Origin of the sequence: Streptomyces sp. NPDC056347, from assembly GCF_042262625.1 — a bacterium.
GTDB lineage: Bacteria > Actinomycetota > Actinomycetes > Streptomycetales > Streptomycetaceae > Streptomyces.
In genome coordinates this window covers 29,222-44,543 of the sequence record NZ_JBHJQP010000017.1, presented here as the reverse complement: position 1 = coordinate 44,543, position 15,322 = coordinate 29,222, and the positions used below count along the sequence as shown (strand labels likewise).

Below are 15,322 nucleotides of genomic sequence, written 5' to 3'. Positions count from 1 at the left end.
CCGCCCGCGGCCCGCGGACGCGGACACCGGTACGGACGGGGCTGCGGGAACGGGCGCCGGTACGGTCGCGGCTGCGGGTGCGGACGCGGCTGGTGGCGGCCGGGGCCGCCGTGGCGACCGTTCTCGCGGGGCTCGGGATCAGGGCTCTCGCCGACGGGGACCTCGCCAAATACGCGGGGGACGCGCTCTACACGGTGCTGGTCTGCGCCCTGGCCGCGGTGATCGCCCCCGGTGCCCGGCCGGCCGGGTGGGCGGGGGCGGCGCTGGCGGTCAGCTGGGCGGTGGAGCTGGCCCAGCTGACCGGGGTGCCCGGCGAACTCTCCCGGCGCAGCGCGGTGGCGCACCTGGTGCTCGGCTCGACCTTCAACGCGCCCGACCTGCTGTGGTACGCGGTGGGGGCCGGGTTCGGCTGGGCGGTCGCGGCCGGGTGGCGGCGGGTGCGCGGATGGCCCGATCCCTGCGAAGGGTGTCCTTCCGGCCACTCGTGAGCGGGTCCCGCACGACCGGATGCTGAGTGGCGTGACCCAGACAACCCAGAGCACCGCGCGGGACGGTGGCCGCCGGGGCGCGGCAGCGGGCTCCCGGCGGCCGCTCCGTCCGCGTATCCGGCCCGAGCGGCCGGCCCGTTCCCGTGGCGGCCGCCGCATCCATCGCGCGTGGATCGTCGCCGCCGTCACCTTCGTGACGATCATCGGCGGCGCCGCGTTCAACTCGCTGCCCGGCCTCCTCATGGACCCGCTCAACCAGGAGTTCGGCTGGTCGCGCGGGGAGATCGGGCTCGCCGTCTCCATCGACATGGCGCTGTACGGGCTGACCGCGCCGTTCGCCGCCGCGCTGATGGACCGCTTCGGCATCCGCCGGGTCGTCGCCGTCGCCCTCGGCGCCGTGGCCGCCGGGGCGCTGGCCAGTGTGTGGATGACGGCGTCCTGGCAGCTGATGATCTACTGGGGCCTGCTCGTCGGCCTCGGCACCGGCTCCATGGCCATGGCCTTCTCCGCCACGGTCACCAACCGCTGGTTCGTCGCCCGGCGTGGCCTGGTCACCGGCATCCTCACCGCCGCGGGCGCCTCCGGCCAGCTGGTCTTCCTGCCGCTCTGCGCCTGGATCGTCGACCACCACGGCTGGCGCCCCGCCTCGGTGACGGTGGCGCTCGCGGCCCTGGTCGTCGTCCCGTTCGTCTGGTTCCTGCTCCGCGACCACCCGGCCGACGTGGGCCTCGCCCCGTACGGCGGCGCGTACGAGCCGAAGCCCGCGCCCGCGCGCGGGGCCGCGCGGCGGACCGTGCGGGTCCTGGCCGACGCGGCGCGCACCGGGCCGTTCTGGCTGCTGGCCGGCACGTTCGCGATCTGCGGCGCCTCGACCAACGGCCTGATCCGTACGCACTTCGTGCCCTCGGCCCACGACCACGGCATGCCGATCACCGCCGCGGCCTCGCTGCTCGCCGTCATCGGGATCTTCGACGTCATCGGCACCGTCTTCTCCGGCTGGCTCACCGACCGCTTCGACGCCCGCCGCCTCCTCGCCGTCTACTACGCGCTGCGCGGCGTCTCGCTGCTCTTCCTGCCGATGCTGATGGCCCCCGAGGTGCATCCGCCGATGCTGTTCTTCATCGTCTTCTACGGTCTGGACTGGGTGGCCACCGTGCCGCCGACCCTGGCCCTGTGCCGCGAGCAGTACGGCGACGACAGCGCCATCGTCTTCGGCTGGGTCCTGGCCTCCCATCAGGTGGGGGCGGCCCTGGTCGCCTTCCTGGGCGGCGTGGCACGCGACGTCTTCGGCACGTACGACGTGGTCTGGTACGCCTCGGGCGCACTGTGCGCGACGGCGGCCCTGATGGCACTGGTCATCCGCCGCGTGCAGAAGCCCGTGTAGCGGAAGCCCGTGTCGCGGAAGCCCGCGGGCGGGAATCCGTGGAGCGGGAATCCGTGGCGGGTATCCGTGGACTCAGTCGTCGAGAGGGGCGAAGCGGCCGAACGCGCCCCGGTGGAACAGCAGGGGAACGGTCCCGTCCGCCGCGCCCAGGGCCTCCACCCGGCCGACCACGATCAGGTGGTCGCCCCCGGTGTGGACGGCCTGGACGCGGCAGTCGATCCAGGCGGCCACGGAGTCCAGCCGGGGCGAGCCGGTCACCGGGGCGGGCCCGTACGCCACCCCCGCGAACTTGTCCGCGCCGCTCACCGCGAAGCTCCGGCACAGCGCGCCCTGGTCCGCGCCGAGCACGTTGACGCAGAAGGCCCCGGCGCGTGCGATGCGCGGCCAGGTCGTCGACGTACGGGCGACCATGAACGTGACCAGCGGCGGGTCCAGCGAGAGCGAGGCGAAGGACTGGCACGCGAAGCCGGCCGGGCCCGCCGGGTCGTCCGGGTTGTGTGCCGTGACGACCGTGACGCCGCTGGCGAAGCTCCCCAGCACCCGGCGGAACTCGCCCGGATCCACCGGCGGTTGCTCCCCCTCGGCGACGGCGCGCAGATGCGGGCGCGGCAGCGGGTCGACCGGTGCCGGTCCGGCGGTGGTGGCGGCGCCGACGGACCTGAGATACCGGACGGCGGTGGCGGCCATGCCTGCGTGTCCCATCATCCCTCGATTAGAGCTGACGTGCCGTCAGATGGGAAGGGGGTGGTGGGGTGCCGGGCGCGGGAGCTGACTATCCTCGCCCGGAGACGGGGGAGCGGGACGGGGGAGGGCGCATGCCGATGTCCGAGGCGGGGGACGGCGGTCCGAGAGGGAACACGGGTCCGGCGGAGGGCGCCATGGAGTCCGATCCCGATCCCGATCCCGATCCCGATCGCGTATCCGAGCCCGAGCCCGAGCCCGAGCCCGAGCCCGAGCCCGAGCCCGAGGCCGAGGCCGAGGCCGTATCCGAGCCCGAGCCCGTATCCGTGTCCGGTGCCGTGCCGACGGTGTGGGCCGCGCGGCCGATCGTGGCATCCGCGTGCACGCTGTACACGGCGGCCGTGCTCGGTGTGGAGATCGACGGTTTCGTGGAGCTCGCCCTCCCGTCCTTCGGCCCGCCGCCCGGCCCCTGGACAGTGCTGTTGATCGCGCCGATCCTGTTCTGCTTCGGGGGCCCGTTCGCCCTCATGGCGAGCCCGCTCCTGGTGCTTCCCACCGTCTCGGCGGCGCGTTGGGCGGCGACCCGGTTCACCGGCCGTGACGCGTGGTGGTGGGTGCCGGTGGTCGCGTCGGTCGTGGCCGGGGCGGGCATCGCGGTCCTCGCCGCGGCCCGGCACCTCGGCCCCGGCGCGTCGGTCCTGGGCTGGTCGGCGGCCACGGCGATGCTCACCGCCGCCGGTCTCGTGGCACGCCGCACCGCACTGCGCGGGGGCAGGGTCCGGCACGTCCTCGGCTGGGGCGTGGTGGCCGGGGTGGCCGTGCTCGCGATCGGCGCGGGAGCGTTCGCCACCGGGCTGGTCACGGAGTACCGGCCGCCACGGGCCGACGCGGCGGTGCTGTCCGGGAGCTGGACCGACGGCGAGGGCGGCACACTGCTGCTGGCCGCCGACGGTACGGCGGATGCCGAGGGGCTGACGGACCATGCCGCGGCCTACGCGGACGACGCGGAGCCCACCGCCGCGAAGTACCGCTGCTCGGGGCAGGGCACCTGGAGCTACACCGCCGGTGAATCCACCACGTGGGACCAGCGCGTGCGGATCCGGATCAAGGGCTGCGACGGCCTGGACGACCCCTACGGGTGGCGGATCGGCGGTACGCCGGACCGGCTCGGACTCGGCAGCGAGTACGGCGACCCGGACACGCCGGACCGGTACGAGCTCACCCGGCGGTGACCGGCCGGACCGGCCGCGGTCGGCGCACCTGGCGGATTCGGTTCCCGGTCGCACCCCCGACGTTCGTCAGGGGTGGGGACTGCCGTTCGGCACGGGCGACGGGGGCCCGCCGCTTCTAGGTTCGCCTCCCATGAGACGAGAAACCGGAAGCAGTACCAGGGCCGGACGGCCGCTGACCGCCTGTGCCGTGCTGGCCGCGGGGGCAGCGGCGGTCGCGGCACTCGCCCCGGGCGGGCTGGGTACCGACCACGCCGTGGAGGTGACGGACGGCGCCTCCGCCTCCGCCTACCGCGCGGTGACCCGGGCGGTGGCCGACGCGCCCTCCTGGACGGGACCGCTGCTGGAGGCGGCCACCGACGGCACGCTGGTGGTGCTCGGCCTGCTGCTGGTGTGGGCGTGGTGGAGCGCCGTACGCCGGGACGACACCCGGATGTCCGCCGGCGCCGTGCTCACCGGCGTCGGCACCGTGGCGGCGTACGCGGTCAGCGAGGCGGTCAAGCTGGTGGTGGACGAGGAACGCCCCTGCCGGGCCCTGCGCGGCATCGCCGGGACGGCCGCCGAGTGCCCGCCGCCCGGCGACTGGTCCTTCCCGAGCAACCACGCCACCCTGGCCGTCGGGCTCGCGGTGGGCCTGGCCGTGCTGCGCCCGCGCCTGTCCGCAGTCGCCCTGCCGGTGGGCGGGGCGGCGGTCCTGCTGCGGGTCGCGGTGGGGGCGCACTACCCGCACGACGTGCTGGCCGGTGCGGTTCTCGGCGCCTGTGTGGTGGCGGCCCTGCTGCTCGCGTTCCTGCCGCTCGCCCGTACGGCGGCCTCAGTGCTCGCCGGACGGCTGCGGGGGCGCCGCGATCCCGGCCTCGTGGGCGACGACGGCCGCGGCGGCCCGGTTGTCCACGCCCAGCCGGGCCAGGATGGAGCTCACATGCGCCTTGACCGTCCCTTCCACCAGGTGGAGCCGCCGGGCGATCTGCCCGTTGGACAGCCCGCTGCCGAGGAAGGCCAGTACGTCGCGTTCCCGGGAGGTCAGGGCGGCCACCCGTTCCCGGGCGGCGGTACGGCGGCCGGCCAGGGAGCCCGCGTCCGTCGCCGAGAGGTGGGCGACGACCCGCGCCGCGACCTTCGGTGACAGATAGGCGGCGCCGTCGGCCACCGCGCGTACCCCCGCGATCAGTTCCTCGGGCTCGCCCGACTTGATCAGGAAACCGGCGGCGCCGCCCCCGAGCGCCTGGAGGATGTAGTCGTCCTCACCGAAGGTCGTGAGCATCACGACCCCCGTCCCCGGAACCGTGCGGCGGATCTCGGCCGCCGCCTCGATGCCGTTCGTCCCGGGCATCCGGATGTCGAGCACGGCGACGGAGGGGCGGTGACGGCGTACCAGCTCCACGGCTTCGTGCCCGTCGGCGGCTTCCGCGACGATCTCGATCTCCGGGTCGGTGGACAGCACGGAGCGCACCCCCGCGCGGATCATCGGCTCGTCGTCGGCGACCAGTACCCGGATCACCGGTCACCCGCCGTGCGGGCCGGGATCACGGCGTCAGGGCCTCCTTGGACAACAGCCGGCCGTCCCGGAAGCACAGCCGGTAGGCGTCCCCCGAACGGTCGTCGAAACGATCCGCCGTCATCGCGTAGTACGCGCATGCGATGTCCTTCCCTCTCGGCTCCCCGGCCACCGGCCGCTGTCTGGTCTCCCGGTCGGGCAGCAGCCGCCGGACCGCTTCTTGATCCTGTCCCACCCGCAGCCGGGCGTAGTCCCCGGGGTCCAGCACCGACTGCCGGGCCGAGCGGACGTCCCACACCATCAGGGCCGCGCTCAGCACGGCCCACACCACCAGCGGCAGCACGGCCGCGAGGACCAGCGCCCGGCGGACCCGGCCGCGGGCCCGGTGGTGTTCCGGCGGCAGGGCGGGGGCCGGGCGAGCGGTCCGGGGCGGGGCGGGCGGCCGGTCGGCGGGCTGGGCGTGGGGGATCCGCGCGGTGACCGTGAAGCCGCCGGGGGCGTACGCGTCCGCGGCGCTCCGGTTCGGGGGGCGCGTGCCCGGGTCAGGGGCGTACGCGTCCGCCCGCGCCTCCGGGTCGTCCGCGTGCGGGCCGCCGGTGTGCGGGTCGTCCGTGTGCGGGCCCTGCGTGTTCGGTCCGTATGCGAAGGTGCCGCCGGTCAGCCGTACGCGTTCGTCGAGCCCGATCAGTCCGCTCCCGGTGCCCGGGGCGGAGGTGGAGGCGGAGGCGGAGGCGGTGCGGGCCGGGGCGGGGGCGGGGCCGTTGGACACGCGGACCGTCGTCTCCCCGGCCGCGTGGGTCACCCGCACCCGCACCCGTGCTCCCGGCGCGTGCTTGGCCGCGTTGGTCAGGGACTCCTGGACGACCCGGTGGGCGGCCCGCGCGGCGGTCGGGGGCACGGCGCCCGCGTCCCCCGCCACCCGCAGCTCCACCGCGAGCCCGGCCGCCGCGGCCTCCTCGACCAGACGGGGAACATCCGCGTCCGTCTTCCCGCCCGCTCCCTCGCCCGCCTCCTCGCGCAGCAGGCCGATCACCTCGCCGAGCCGCTCCACCGACGCGGCCGCACGGGCCCGGATCTCCCCGGCCGCCGCCCGGTGCGCCTCGTCGAGCCCGGGTGCCAGCTTGAGGGCACCGGCCGACAGGGCGATGAGGCTCAGATCGTGCCCGAGGACGTCGTGCATGTCCTGGGCGATCCTGGCCCGTTCGCGGGACCGGGCCTGCTCGGCCACGAGCCGCTGCTCGCGCTCCAGCCGGGCCGCCCGTTCCCAGCCCGCCCGGACGAGGTCCTGGTACTGACGCCAGAAGCGCCCCACGAACCACGGCAGCATCGCGGCCAGCACCACCGTCGCGACGAACTGCCCCGCCATCAGCAGCCACGACGGCACCAGGGCCACCGCCGCCACCCCGCCCGCCACCACCGCGACGAGCACGAGGACCGCGGGCCCGGTCCGTCCCGGCTCCCGGCCCGCGAGGAAGGCCGCCACGGCCGCGGGCAGCGCCCACCACGGACTGACCGCGCTCGACGCCACGCAGGCCCCCGCACCGACGGCGGCCACCGTTCCCCGGGCGGCGACGGCCCGCCGGACCGCCCCGCTGATCACCACACCCTTCACCCGTACGACCGTACGCGGACCGCCGCACCGGCCGTCCGTCAGCGCATGCCGTCTCCGCCGCCGTTCCTGCCGATCACGACGTACGCCTCCCCGTCCCCCGGGGGCCGCGTCCACGAGCGCGTGGTGAACGTGTGCAGCCGGCCCTCGGTGAGGGCATGACGCGGCAGCCGGACGCCGAACTCCTCGGAGACCGCCTCCAGCAGCGACCGCTCCCGTGCGCCGTCGCCCTCGGGGCCGAAGAACCGGCCGGGGTCCAGGGCCGGGGGTATCTCCCCGGTGCGGTGCGTCTCTCCGGCCACGTACGTGAAGGCGTACTGCTCGGCCCCGTCCCGCGCCACGGACAGGTGGAAGAACGGCTCCCCGTGCCCCGACCGCGATCCGCTCCACACGACCACCGCACGGGTGCCCGTGCCGGCGGCCGCGGCCACGGCGGGGGAGACGAACCGCCTCGCGTCGAAGTACGCGGGACCGCCGTCGAAGGCGAAGCTCCACCCGGCCCCGGCCCGGCCGACCGCCACGAGGGCCCGGTCGTCGTAGGAGGAGAACTCCCGCCGCCCGTGGAACGAACGGCTGCGGGCCTCGTAGGACGTCATCGGACCGGCCAGCACCGCCCCGTCCGACTCACCGTCCGACTTGCCATCCGGCTCCCCGTCCGGCTCCCCGTCCGTGAGGAGCCCCGGCAGGTCCTTCGGCTCCACGCCCTCCACCAGGACGAACCGGTAGGACGTCGGACCGTCGTGGCCGTCCGGGTCCGCGAGCCACGCCAGGCCGTCCGGGTCGAGGGCGGCCGACCGGTCCGGGAGCTCGCCCCGCTGCCCGCCCCTGGGGGTGGACAGCAGCTCGCGGCCCCGCTCCGGGGTCAGCAGGGGCCCGAGCAGGGGGTCGGCCAGCCACCCCAGCGGGGCCAGGTGGTCCGGGCCCAGTGGCAGCCACTCCGGCAGGGCGTCCATCAGCGTCCGCCACGCCCCGTCGCCGTCGCCCCACCGCGCCTGCTCCCGCGCCCGCCCGACCGCCTCCCCGAACGGCCCGGCCGGCGCGTACCGGTACGTGCCGGCGCGCATCTCCTCCAGCATCGCGCGGGCCGACGACACCACGTCCTCGCCGGCCCCCCGCATGTGGAAGGTCAGTGTGGAGTCCCTCCGGAAGGGGTGCGCCGCGTGCTCGGTGACCAGCACGGGCAGCAGGTCCGGCGCGTACCGGGGGTCGGCCGCCACGTCGTCGAAGCGGAACGTGCCGGCCTGCCCGAGCAGGCGGCGTATCTGGTCGCCCAGACAGACCGCCCGCGGCCTGCCGTACTCCTCCGCCTCGTCCAGCGCGGGCAGGGCCCCCTCCCAGTCGCCGCGCAGCGCCGCCGTCCGGGCCCGCTCCATCAGGGCGTCCAGCTCGCGCGTCGTGTCGTTGACGAACTCCGGCTCCCCGTCGCCCGGATGCGCCCGCAGACCGTGGAACTCCCGGTACATGTCCCGCATGAACGCGGCGAAGCCCGCGTACCGCTCGGGCGGCGCGGCCCGCCAGCTCGCCCAGCTGTACACGGCCCACTCGCCGTCCTCGTCCACGTCCTCGGGATCCAGGACGACGTGCATGGCGTCGGCCTCGACATCGATCTGGAGCCCGCGCCGCCAGACGGTCGCCTCCCGCCGCTCCTCGGGATCGGAGTCCTCGTCCAGGCACTCCTCGAAGATGTCCGCCAGGCCGGACTCGTCGTTGTGCCAGTGGACCTCGGCGGTTCCCGCCAGCAGCCAGACGAAACCGCCCGCGTGCTGCCACCCGTCGCTGACCTGGAGGAACTCCCGGTACGACGGGGGCAGCCGACGGCCGAGACGCTTCTCCACGGCCGCGATCCGCTCCTCGGACGCGGGCGGGAACCCCAGCCACCGCGCCCGCCGCGCGGCTTCGTCCTCCTTGCTCCGCACCTCGCCGTCGGGCAGGGAGTCCGCCCACTCCTCGCTCCACCTGAGCAGGAACGTCCGCCAGTCGAACGGTGTCGTATCCGTCATGGGCCCGATGCTGCCACCCGCCACTGACAGCGCCCGGTCCGAAGAAGCCCTACACCCCCCGGAATTCGGGCTTCCGGCGTTCCACGAAACTCGCCACGCCCTCCTGCGCGTCCCGTGTCGTCATGTTGATCTCCTGGGCCGCCGCCTCGGCGGCGAAGGCGGTCGAACGGTCGTTCTCCATCGAGGCGTTGACGAGCTGCTTGGCGAGGGCGATCGCCCGGGTCGGCCCCTCGGCCAGCCGTTGCGCCCACTCGGTCGCAGTCTTCGCCAGCTCCTCGTCCGGCACGACGCGGTTGACCAGCCCGATCCGTTCCGCCTCCGCGGCCGGGAGCGCGTCGCCGAAGAACATCAGCTCCTTCGCGCGCTGCGGGCCGATCAGCCGGGGCAGCAGATACGCCCCGCCGCCGTCCGGCACCAGACCACGGCGTACGAACACTTCGATGAACCTCGCCGATTCGGCGGCCAGCACCAGATCGCAGGCGAACGCGAGGTGGGCGCCGATCCCGGCCGCCGTGCCGTTGACCGCCGCGACGACCGGCTTCTCGCAGTCCAGCACCGCGCCGATCAGCCGCTGCGCGCCGAGCCGGATCGTACGGGCCACATCGCCCGGCACCCGCTCGCCGGACGCCGGAGCCGTACCGCGCAGATCGGCGCCCGCGCAGAAGCCGCGGCCGGTGGCGGTGAGGACGACGGCCCGCACGGCCGGGTCGGCGGAGGCGTCCGCGAGCAGGGCGATCACGCGTTCCCGCTGCTCCCAGGTGACGGCGTTCATCGCCTCGGGGCGGTTGAGGGTGATCCGCAGGACGCCGTTGTCAGTGGTGTGCAGTACCAATGAATCGAGCGGATCGGCGGGGCCGGTGGCCGGCTCGGATGCGGTGGATCCGGTGGTGTCTTCGGGGGAGGACGGCATGAGGCAGCTCCTGAGTGGGTCGTTCGGGCGGCGGCAGGGTGACGGCCGGTCAGCGGCAGACGGCGAGCGCGTCGAGTGCCACCGCGCCCTGCCCCCGCCCCAGCACCATCAACGGGTTGATGTCCAGTTCGGTGAGGTCGTCGCCCAGCTCCAGCGCCATCCGCTGCACCCGCAGTACGACTTCGACGAGCGCGTCCACGTCCACCGGCGGTCCGCCCCGCACGCCCTCCAGCAGGGCCCGGCCGCGCAGTTCGGCGAGCATCGAGCGCGCCTGGTCCTCGCCGAAGGGCGGCACCCGCACCGCCGCGTCGTGCAGCACCTCGACGAGCACGCCGCCGAGCCCGACCGTGACGGTCGGCCCGAACAGCGCGTCCCGGGTGACGCCGACCATCATCTCGACGCCCCGCTCCACCATCTGGCAGACCAGGATTCCGTCCAGCTCGATGCCTTCGTACCGGGCGATGTCGGTCAGCTCGCGATAGGCGTCCCGCACCTGGCTCGCGGAGGTGAGCCCGACCTTGACCAGGCCCAGCTCGGTCTTGTGGGCGAGCCGGTCGCCCGACGCCTTCATGACCACGGGGTAGCCGACCAGCCCCGCGGCCCGGACGGACGCCGCCGCGCTGGTCACCAGCTGCTCGCGCGGTACGCGGATGCCGTACGCCCGCAGCAGCTGCTTCGCCGCGTGCTCGCTGAGCTGGCGGCCCGGGCGTATCAGGGCCTGCGCCTTGCGGAAGGACGGCGAGGGCGTGCGCGGCGCCTCGTCGAAGGGGGAGCGGTACGCCTCGGTGAACCGGTGGTGGTCCAGGTAGGCCTTCACGGCCGTGACGCAGTTGCCGAAGGTGCGGAAGGTGGCGACACGGGACGAGCCGAGCAGCGTCGTCCGGTAGGCCTCCTCCGTACCGACGGGCGAGCCCCACACCACGCACACCAGCTTGTCCGTGGTCTCCGCCGCGTCCACGAGGTCCTGCGCGAGCTTGTCGCTCATCGGCGGGAAGGGGCCGGTGATCGGACAGATCAGCACCCCGACCGCGGGGTCGGCGAGTATCGCGTCGATGATCTTCCGGCCGCGCCAGTCGCCGACCGGATGGCCGCCGTTGTCCACCGGGTTCGCCACGTTCAGGTATTCGGGAATCCACGTGTGCAGTTCGCGCTGCTTCGCGTCGGACAGGGTGGGCAGGCTCAGCCCGGCGCCGGTCGCCAGGTCGGCGAAGTGTGCCCCGGTGCCGCCCGAGATCGAGTAGACGACGACGCCTTCGGCCCGCGGCGGACGGGCCCGGGCGAGCAGGGTCGCGGTGTCCTGGAGCTCGTCGAGCCCGTCCACCCGGATCACGCCGAACTGCCGCATCGCCGCGTCGACCACCTGGTCGGCGCCGGTCAGCTTGCCGGTGTGCGAGGCGGCCGTCCGGGCCCCCGTCTCCGTGCGCCCCACCTTGACCGCCACCACGGGCACCCCTGCCCGCGCCGCCCGGTCCGCGGCCAGCAGGAAGGACCGCCCGTCCTTGAGCCCCTCCACGTAGCAGGCGATGGCCCCGACCTCGGGGCGCTGCGAGAAGTACGAGATGAAGTCGGCGGTCTCCAGATCGGCCTCGTTGCCCGTGGGCGCCCAGTGCGAGAGCCGTACGCCCAGCTCCTGGAGGGTGAACAGGGGGCGGCCCTGGTGGCCGGACTGGGTGACCAGTGCGATGGCCGGGCCGTCGAGGTCGTCCCGGAACCGCTCGAAGGCGTTGAGGTTGGTGTTCGGCCCCAGCAGCCGCAGCCCGGACCGTTCCACCGCCTCGGCCAGCCGCGCCTGCGCGGCGGCCCCCTCCTCGCCGGTCTCGGCGAAGCCAGACGCGAAGGCGACGGCGAACCGCACCTTGGCCTGCGCCAGTTCCTCGATCACCGGCAGCGGGTCGCCGACCAGCAGCACCGCCAGGTCGACCTGTTCCGGCAGCTGCCCCACCGACGGCGAACAGGGCAGCCCGAACACCGACTCGCGCGTCGGGTGCACCGGATACAGCCGCGCCCCGACCCGCTCGGCCCAGCCGATCAGCTGCCGGGTGATGCCGGTGTTGGGGCGGCCCTCGGCGTCGGAGGCGCCGATGACGGCCACGGACTCGGGCCGGAAGAAGCGGTCCAGTTCGGGCACGGGCATGTGCAGCGGCCGGCCGCTGACGTCCAGGGCGCATTCCTCGGTGGCCTCGACCGTCACGCTGTGGACGGCCGCGTGCGGCTCCTCGCCGCAGGCCACCACCCTGGCGCGGAAGTCGGTGGTAAAGGTGCCGTGAGTCGATCCAAGCATCGTTCCGCCCACTCCTGCCTGAGGTCCGTCGGGGGATCCTGCCCGGCCAGCCAAAGCTGACACTCTGTCAGGTTACTGAACTGACGGCACGTCAGGAATGGGTGTGCAGGCAAAGACCGGCCGGAATCCGGTTGTCACGCGGCGAAGCGGCGGTGGGGCCATGCGGCCGTGCGGCGGTGCGGATGCGCGATGGCGCGGCCGCGCGGCGGTGCGGTGAAGCCGTGCGGGCCACTGGTGAAGCCGCGGGGAAGTCCTGGTAGTTCGCGCGGCGTCGTACAACCCCTTGGCGATCTTGGGGGTCCAACGAACGGCCGGACCCACCGGCCGCCGTTCGCGGTTCAGGGCCCGGCCGGGCCAGGGACCACTTCGTTTGGGGGAATGATGAGACCCGTCTCCGCCCGGCGTACCGCACGCCTCGGAGCCCTGGCCGCCGCCCTGGCCGCCGGACTGCTGACCGCCGGCCTGGCGGTCCCCGCGGCCGCGCAGGAGCTGCCGGCGAGCGACCGGCTCTGGATCCAGGCACCCGGCGAGCAGAGCCTCCCGCTCGGCGCCGATCTGCCGGGCCGCCCGCTCGACATCGGGCTCTACCACGACAACGACGACTTCACCGTCACCGACGGCCGGCTCTCGGTCGACATCTCCGGCCTCGCCGGGGTGGCCGAGGTGTACTGGCCCTCGAACTGCACTCCGAGCGGGACCACCGCCCTGTGCACCGTCGACGAGGTGCCGGTCCTCGGCGACGCCTACAGCCCGCAGGTGCAGCTGCTGGTCAACGCCGCCGACGGTGCCGCGACCGGGGCGCAGGGGCGGATCACCTACGCGGCCGTCGCCACCGGCGGCCCGGACGGGACCGTGGAGGCCCCGCACGACTCCTCCACCGACGTCACCGTCGGCTCCGGCCCGGACCTGTCCGTCGGCGGACTCGCCCCGGTGAAGGGGGCCCAGCCGGGCGATGTGCTGACCATGCCGTTCACCGTGACGAACCGGGGCGGTCAGCGGTCCGAGGGCCTGCGCGCCGTCATCACCACCACGTACGGGCTGAAGCTCCCCGACACGTACGCCGAGTGCGTGAACGGGACGACGACGGGCGGCGACGACGTCCCGATGTTCACGGCCACGTGCGACTTCGACCAGGCCGTCGAACCGGGCGGCACCTTCACGTTGCCCCGGCCGCTGCGGGTGGCCCTCGCCGACCACGCCTACCGGGAGCGGGTCGAGGTCTCCGTCCGGCCCGGCAACGGGGCCACCGACCTCGCGGAGGAGGACAACTACGCCGCCGCCGGCGTCCAGGCCACGAACACGGCCGACTTCGAAGCGCGCGGGGCCCGGGTCGAGGGCGCCGCGGGCGAGACCGTCACCGCCCGACTCGCCTTCCGCAACAACGGCCCGGCCTGGATCGGCAATCTCGGCTCCGGCGACTCGGTCGCGGCCGTCGACCTCACGGTCCCCGAGGGCGTCACCGTCACCTCCGCCCCGGCCGGCTGCGAGCCCCGCACCCTGAGCGGCGGCTTCCACCCGAACCCGGTCGGTGCCCCGCGCTACAGCTGCGAGATGCCGATCTGGACCCTCCCGGACACCGAGCGCGCCTTCCCGTTCGAGCTGCGCGTCGACCGGGTGGTCCCCGACGCGACCGGCCGCGTGGTCCTCACCGCCGGCGGTGCGAATCCGGTGACCTTCCCGTTCGACCCGCAGCCCGCCAACAACACGGACCGGCTCGTGGTCAACGCCACGCCCGCCTCCTGACAGGACCCCATGGCGAAGCGGGGCGCGACCGGTTCCCCGGCCGCGCCCCGCGCACCTCATTCCCGGTGTCCGTCGGCGGACACGACCCGAGGGCCGTCCGGGACCGCGCCGTGGCCCGCCGCCCCGAGATCCTTCAGCGCGTCGTGCCAGCGCCGGGAGAGCGTGGACAGGCCGGGCAGGGACGAGTCCGTCACGAAGCACACCACCGAGGTCTCGCCGTGGGTGATGATCAGCGCGGCGAACGGGAACCCCTCCGGCAGGCACATCAGGGGGTCGAGCCGCACCACCTCGGCGCCGAGGACGGTCAGCGGATGCCGGAGTGTCAGGTGGGACACGATCGGCAGGGCCCGGGACGGTGTCCCGAACGACCTGAGATGCAGGGCGGCGAGCCGGTGGGGCGTGCTCCGGCCGAGCCGGTCGGCCACGAGCCGGGTGGCGGGATTGCGCAGCGCCCAGGTGGAGGGCCGCACCTGCGCCAGGTGCTCGGCGGGAGCCGCGGGGGGCGCGGGCACGGGCACCGGGAGGAGCACCACACGGTTGCCGGGCACGGAGACCTGCCGGCTCGTGCGCACGTTGGCGGGTACCAGCATGCGCACCTCGTCCCGCGGCGCCGATCCCGCGTCGAACTCGGCGGCCCAGTCCCGTACCGCCCGTGCCGTCGCGGCGAGGAACACGTCGTTGCGGCTGCTGCCGTCGTCGGCGGGCGGGCGGAGCCAGGCGGCCGGGACGGCGACGCATTCGAGATCCCGGGAGCTGGAGAAGCGGTGCCCCGGGGCCTTCCACACCCGGCTCGGCCTGAGCGACCCCAGCATCAGGGCCCCGGCCCGGAACCAGTCCCCCGGCCGTGACAGCCGGACCCCTTCCCCCTTCCGGTACACGGCCGACGACTCGTGCGGCGCGACGGGCGCCGGGGCGAACAGCGTCTCCAGCGTGTGCAGCATGCCGGCGCCGTCCTGGAAGGCATGGTGGACCCGGTACACCAGGGCGTGCCGGCCGGACCTGTCGTCGCGCAGGAGGGTCAGCATCCAGGGGGGCGCGCCCTCGGCGAGCGGGGCGCCCAGAACTTCCCGCACGGCACCGCGCAGGGCGTCGTCCCCCGGCGGGAGCACCCGCTCCTCCACGTGCGCGGCGGGGTCGGAATTGACCGTGCGCCAGTTGCCGGACCGGGCGTCCATGACGTTGCGCAGCCCCGGGAGCAGGCTGATCCGCGTCTCCAGGTGGCGGCGCAGATCATGAAGGTCCGGTGGTGTCCCGCGCAGATGGAGCACGCATCCGAAGTGCTTGTGCGCGTCGGCGCCATGTACCGGGTATGCCTGAATCGCACGGTCCAGCGGGGTGGCCCGCTTCCGGTCACGCATGTTCCGCTCCCTGCAGACAGGCCCACGGTCGGTCCCACGGGCGCACTCGACGCACCATCGTGGCGTCGGGCCGCCGGTGCCGGGGCAGGATGCCGGGGCATCACCTGAACGAACTACGGTCGACGACCGTCGGCCAGGTCG

At 74.6% G+C, this 15,322-nt stretch carries 12 protein-coding genes and 1 pseudogene; 5 read left to right on the top strand and 8 right to left on the bottom strand.

The window, feature by feature from the left end; genetic code table 11:
• Window positions 1-41: 41 nt before the first annotated feature.
• Window positions 42-488 (top strand): DUF2809 domain-containing protein, encoded by a 447-nt coding sequence (locus ACFCV8_RS06800; RefSeq protein ID WP_376684209.1) that lies wholly within the window; start codon window positions 42-44, stop codon window positions 486-488.
• A 19-nt stretch (window positions 489-507) separates the two neighbouring features.
• Window positions 508-1,872: an MFS transporter gene (locus ACFCV8_RS06795; protein WP_376684184.1), complete on the top strand. Its 1,365-nt coding sequence runs from the start codon at window positions 508-510 to the stop codon at window positions 1,870-1,872.
• A 72-nt stretch (window positions 1,873-1,944) separates the two neighbouring features.
• Here ACFCV8_RS06795 and ACFCV8_RS06790 read toward each other — a convergent pair whose 3' ends face one another.
• A complete protein-coding gene (locus ACFCV8_RS06790) occupies window positions 1,945-2,559 on the bottom strand; it encodes a flavin reductase family protein (protein ID WP_376684208.1) in 615 nt (204 codons plus the stop codon).
• A 191-nt stretch (window positions 2,560-2,750) separates the two neighbouring features.
• Here ACFCV8_RS06790 and ACFCV8_RS06785 point away from each other — a divergent pair, with 191 nt between their 5' ends.
• Window positions 2,751-3,785 carry a hypothetical protein gene (locus ACFCV8_RS06785; protein ID WP_376684183.1) on the top strand — a complete coding sequence of 345 codons (1,035 nt, stop codon included), beginning with the start codon at window positions 2,751-2,753 and terminating at the stop codon, window positions 3,783-3,785.
• A gap of 285 nt (window positions 3,786-4,070) precedes the next feature.
• Here ACFCV8_RS06785 and ACFCV8_RS06780 read toward each other — a convergent pair whose 3' ends face one another.
• Window positions 4,071-4,382, bottom strand: coding sequence for a hypothetical protein (locus ACFCV8_RS06780; RefSeq protein ID WP_376684210.1), 312 nt, complete (start codon window positions 4,380-4,382; stop codon window positions 4,071-4,073).
• Between ACFCV8_RS06780 and ACFCV8_RS06775 the strand changes: the two are divergent.
• Window positions 4,288-4,506 (top strand): annotated as a pseudogene (locus ACFCV8_RS06775) (phosphatase PAP2 family protein); the annotation flags it as partial. The gene ACFCV8_RS06780 and the pseudogene ACFCV8_RS06775 sit on opposite strands and share 95 nt — an antisense overlap.
• Window positions 4,507-4,596: 90 nt before the next feature.
• Here ACFCV8_RS06775 and ACFCV8_RS06770 read toward each other — a convergent pair.
• From ACFCV8_RS06770 to ACFCV8_RS06750, 5 genes are read right to left on the bottom strand one after another with little or no spacing between them, the layout of a single operon-like run.
• Window positions 4,597-5,283, bottom strand: a complete 687-nt coding sequence (locus ACFCV8_RS06770; RefSeq protein WP_376684182.1) for a response regulator — start codon at window positions 5,281-5,283, stop codon at window positions 4,597-4,599.
• A 25-nt stretch (window positions 5,284-5,308) separates the two neighbouring features.
• Window positions 5,309-6,892 (bottom strand): sensor histidine kinase, encoded by a 1,584-nt coding sequence (locus ACFCV8_RS06765; protein WP_376684181.1) that lies wholly within the window; start codon window positions 6,890-6,892, stop codon window positions 5,309-5,311.
• Window positions 6,893-6,930: 38 nt separating this feature from the next.
• A complete protein-coding gene (locus ACFCV8_RS06760; protein WP_376684180.1) occupies window positions 6,931-8,889 on the bottom strand; it encodes an SMI1/KNR4 family protein in 1,959 nt (652 codons plus the stop codon).
• 49 nt (window positions 8,890-8,938) lie between these two features.
• Window positions 8,939-9,799 (bottom strand): enoyl-CoA hydratase/isomerase family protein, encoded by an 861-nt coding sequence (locus ACFCV8_RS06755; RefSeq protein ID WP_376684179.1) that lies wholly within the window; start codon window positions 9,797-9,799, stop codon window positions 8,939-8,941.
• 49 nt (window positions 9,800-9,848) lie between these two features.
• Complete coding sequence (locus ACFCV8_RS06750; protein ID WP_376684178.1) at window positions 9,849-12,080, bottom strand: acetate--CoA ligase family protein; 2,232 nt, start codon at window positions 12,078-12,080, stop codon at window positions 9,849-9,851.
• A gap of 378 nt (window positions 12,081-12,458) precedes the next feature.
• On the opposite strand from ACFCV8_RS06750, the gene ACFCV8_RS06745 reads away from it, so the two are divergent.
• On the top strand, window positions 12,459-13,823 hold the full coding sequence (locus ACFCV8_RS06745) for a hypothetical protein (protein WP_376684177.1): 1,365 nt from the start codon (window positions 12,459-12,461) through the stop codon (window positions 13,821-13,823).
• A 56-nt stretch (window positions 13,824-13,879) separates the two neighbouring features.
• On the opposite strand, the gene ACFCV8_RS06740 is transcribed toward ACFCV8_RS06745, so the two are convergent.
• The gene (locus ACFCV8_RS06740) at window positions 13,880-15,181 is read right to left on the bottom strand and encodes a wax ester/triacylglycerol synthase domain-containing protein (RefSeq protein ID WP_376684176.1); all 1,302 of its coding nucleotides are present in this window, start codon (window positions 15,179-15,181) and stop codon (window positions 13,880-13,882) included.
• Between the last annotated feature and the right edge of the window lie 141 nt (window positions 15,182-15,322).

Coding starts and splice junctions, on each gene's coding strand:
- ACFCV8_RS06795 (WP_376684184.1), top strand. CDS start 508: ATGCTGAGTGGCGTGACCCAGACAACCCAGAGCACCGCGCGGGACGGT.
- ACFCV8_RS06790 (WP_376684208.1), bottom strand. CDS start 2,559: ATGGCCGCCACCGCCGTCCGGTATCTCAGGTCCGTCGGCGCCGCCACC.
- ACFCV8_RS06785 (WP_376684183.1), top strand. CDS start 2,751: ATGGAGTCCGATCCCGATCCCGATCCCGATCCCGATCGCGTATCCGAG.
- ACFCV8_RS06760 (WP_376684180.1), bottom strand. CDS start 8,889: ATGACGGATACGACACCGTTCGACTGGCGGACGTTCCTGCTCAGGTGG.
- ACFCV8_RS06755 (WP_376684179.1), bottom strand. CDS start 9,799: ATGCCGTCCTCCCCCGAAGACACCACCGGATCCACCGCATCCGAGCCG.
- ACFCV8_RS06750 (WP_376684178.1), bottom strand. CDS start 12,080: ATGCTTGGATCGACTCACGGCACCTTTACCACCGACTTCCGCGCCAGG.
- ACFCV8_RS06745 (WP_376684177.1), top strand. CDS start 12,459: ATGATGAGACCCGTCTCCGCCCGGCGTACCGCACGCCTCGGAGCCCTG.
- ACFCV8_RS06740 (WP_376684176.1), bottom strand. CDS start 15,181: ATGCGTGACCGGAAGCGGGCCACCCCGCTGGACCGTGCGATTCAGGCA.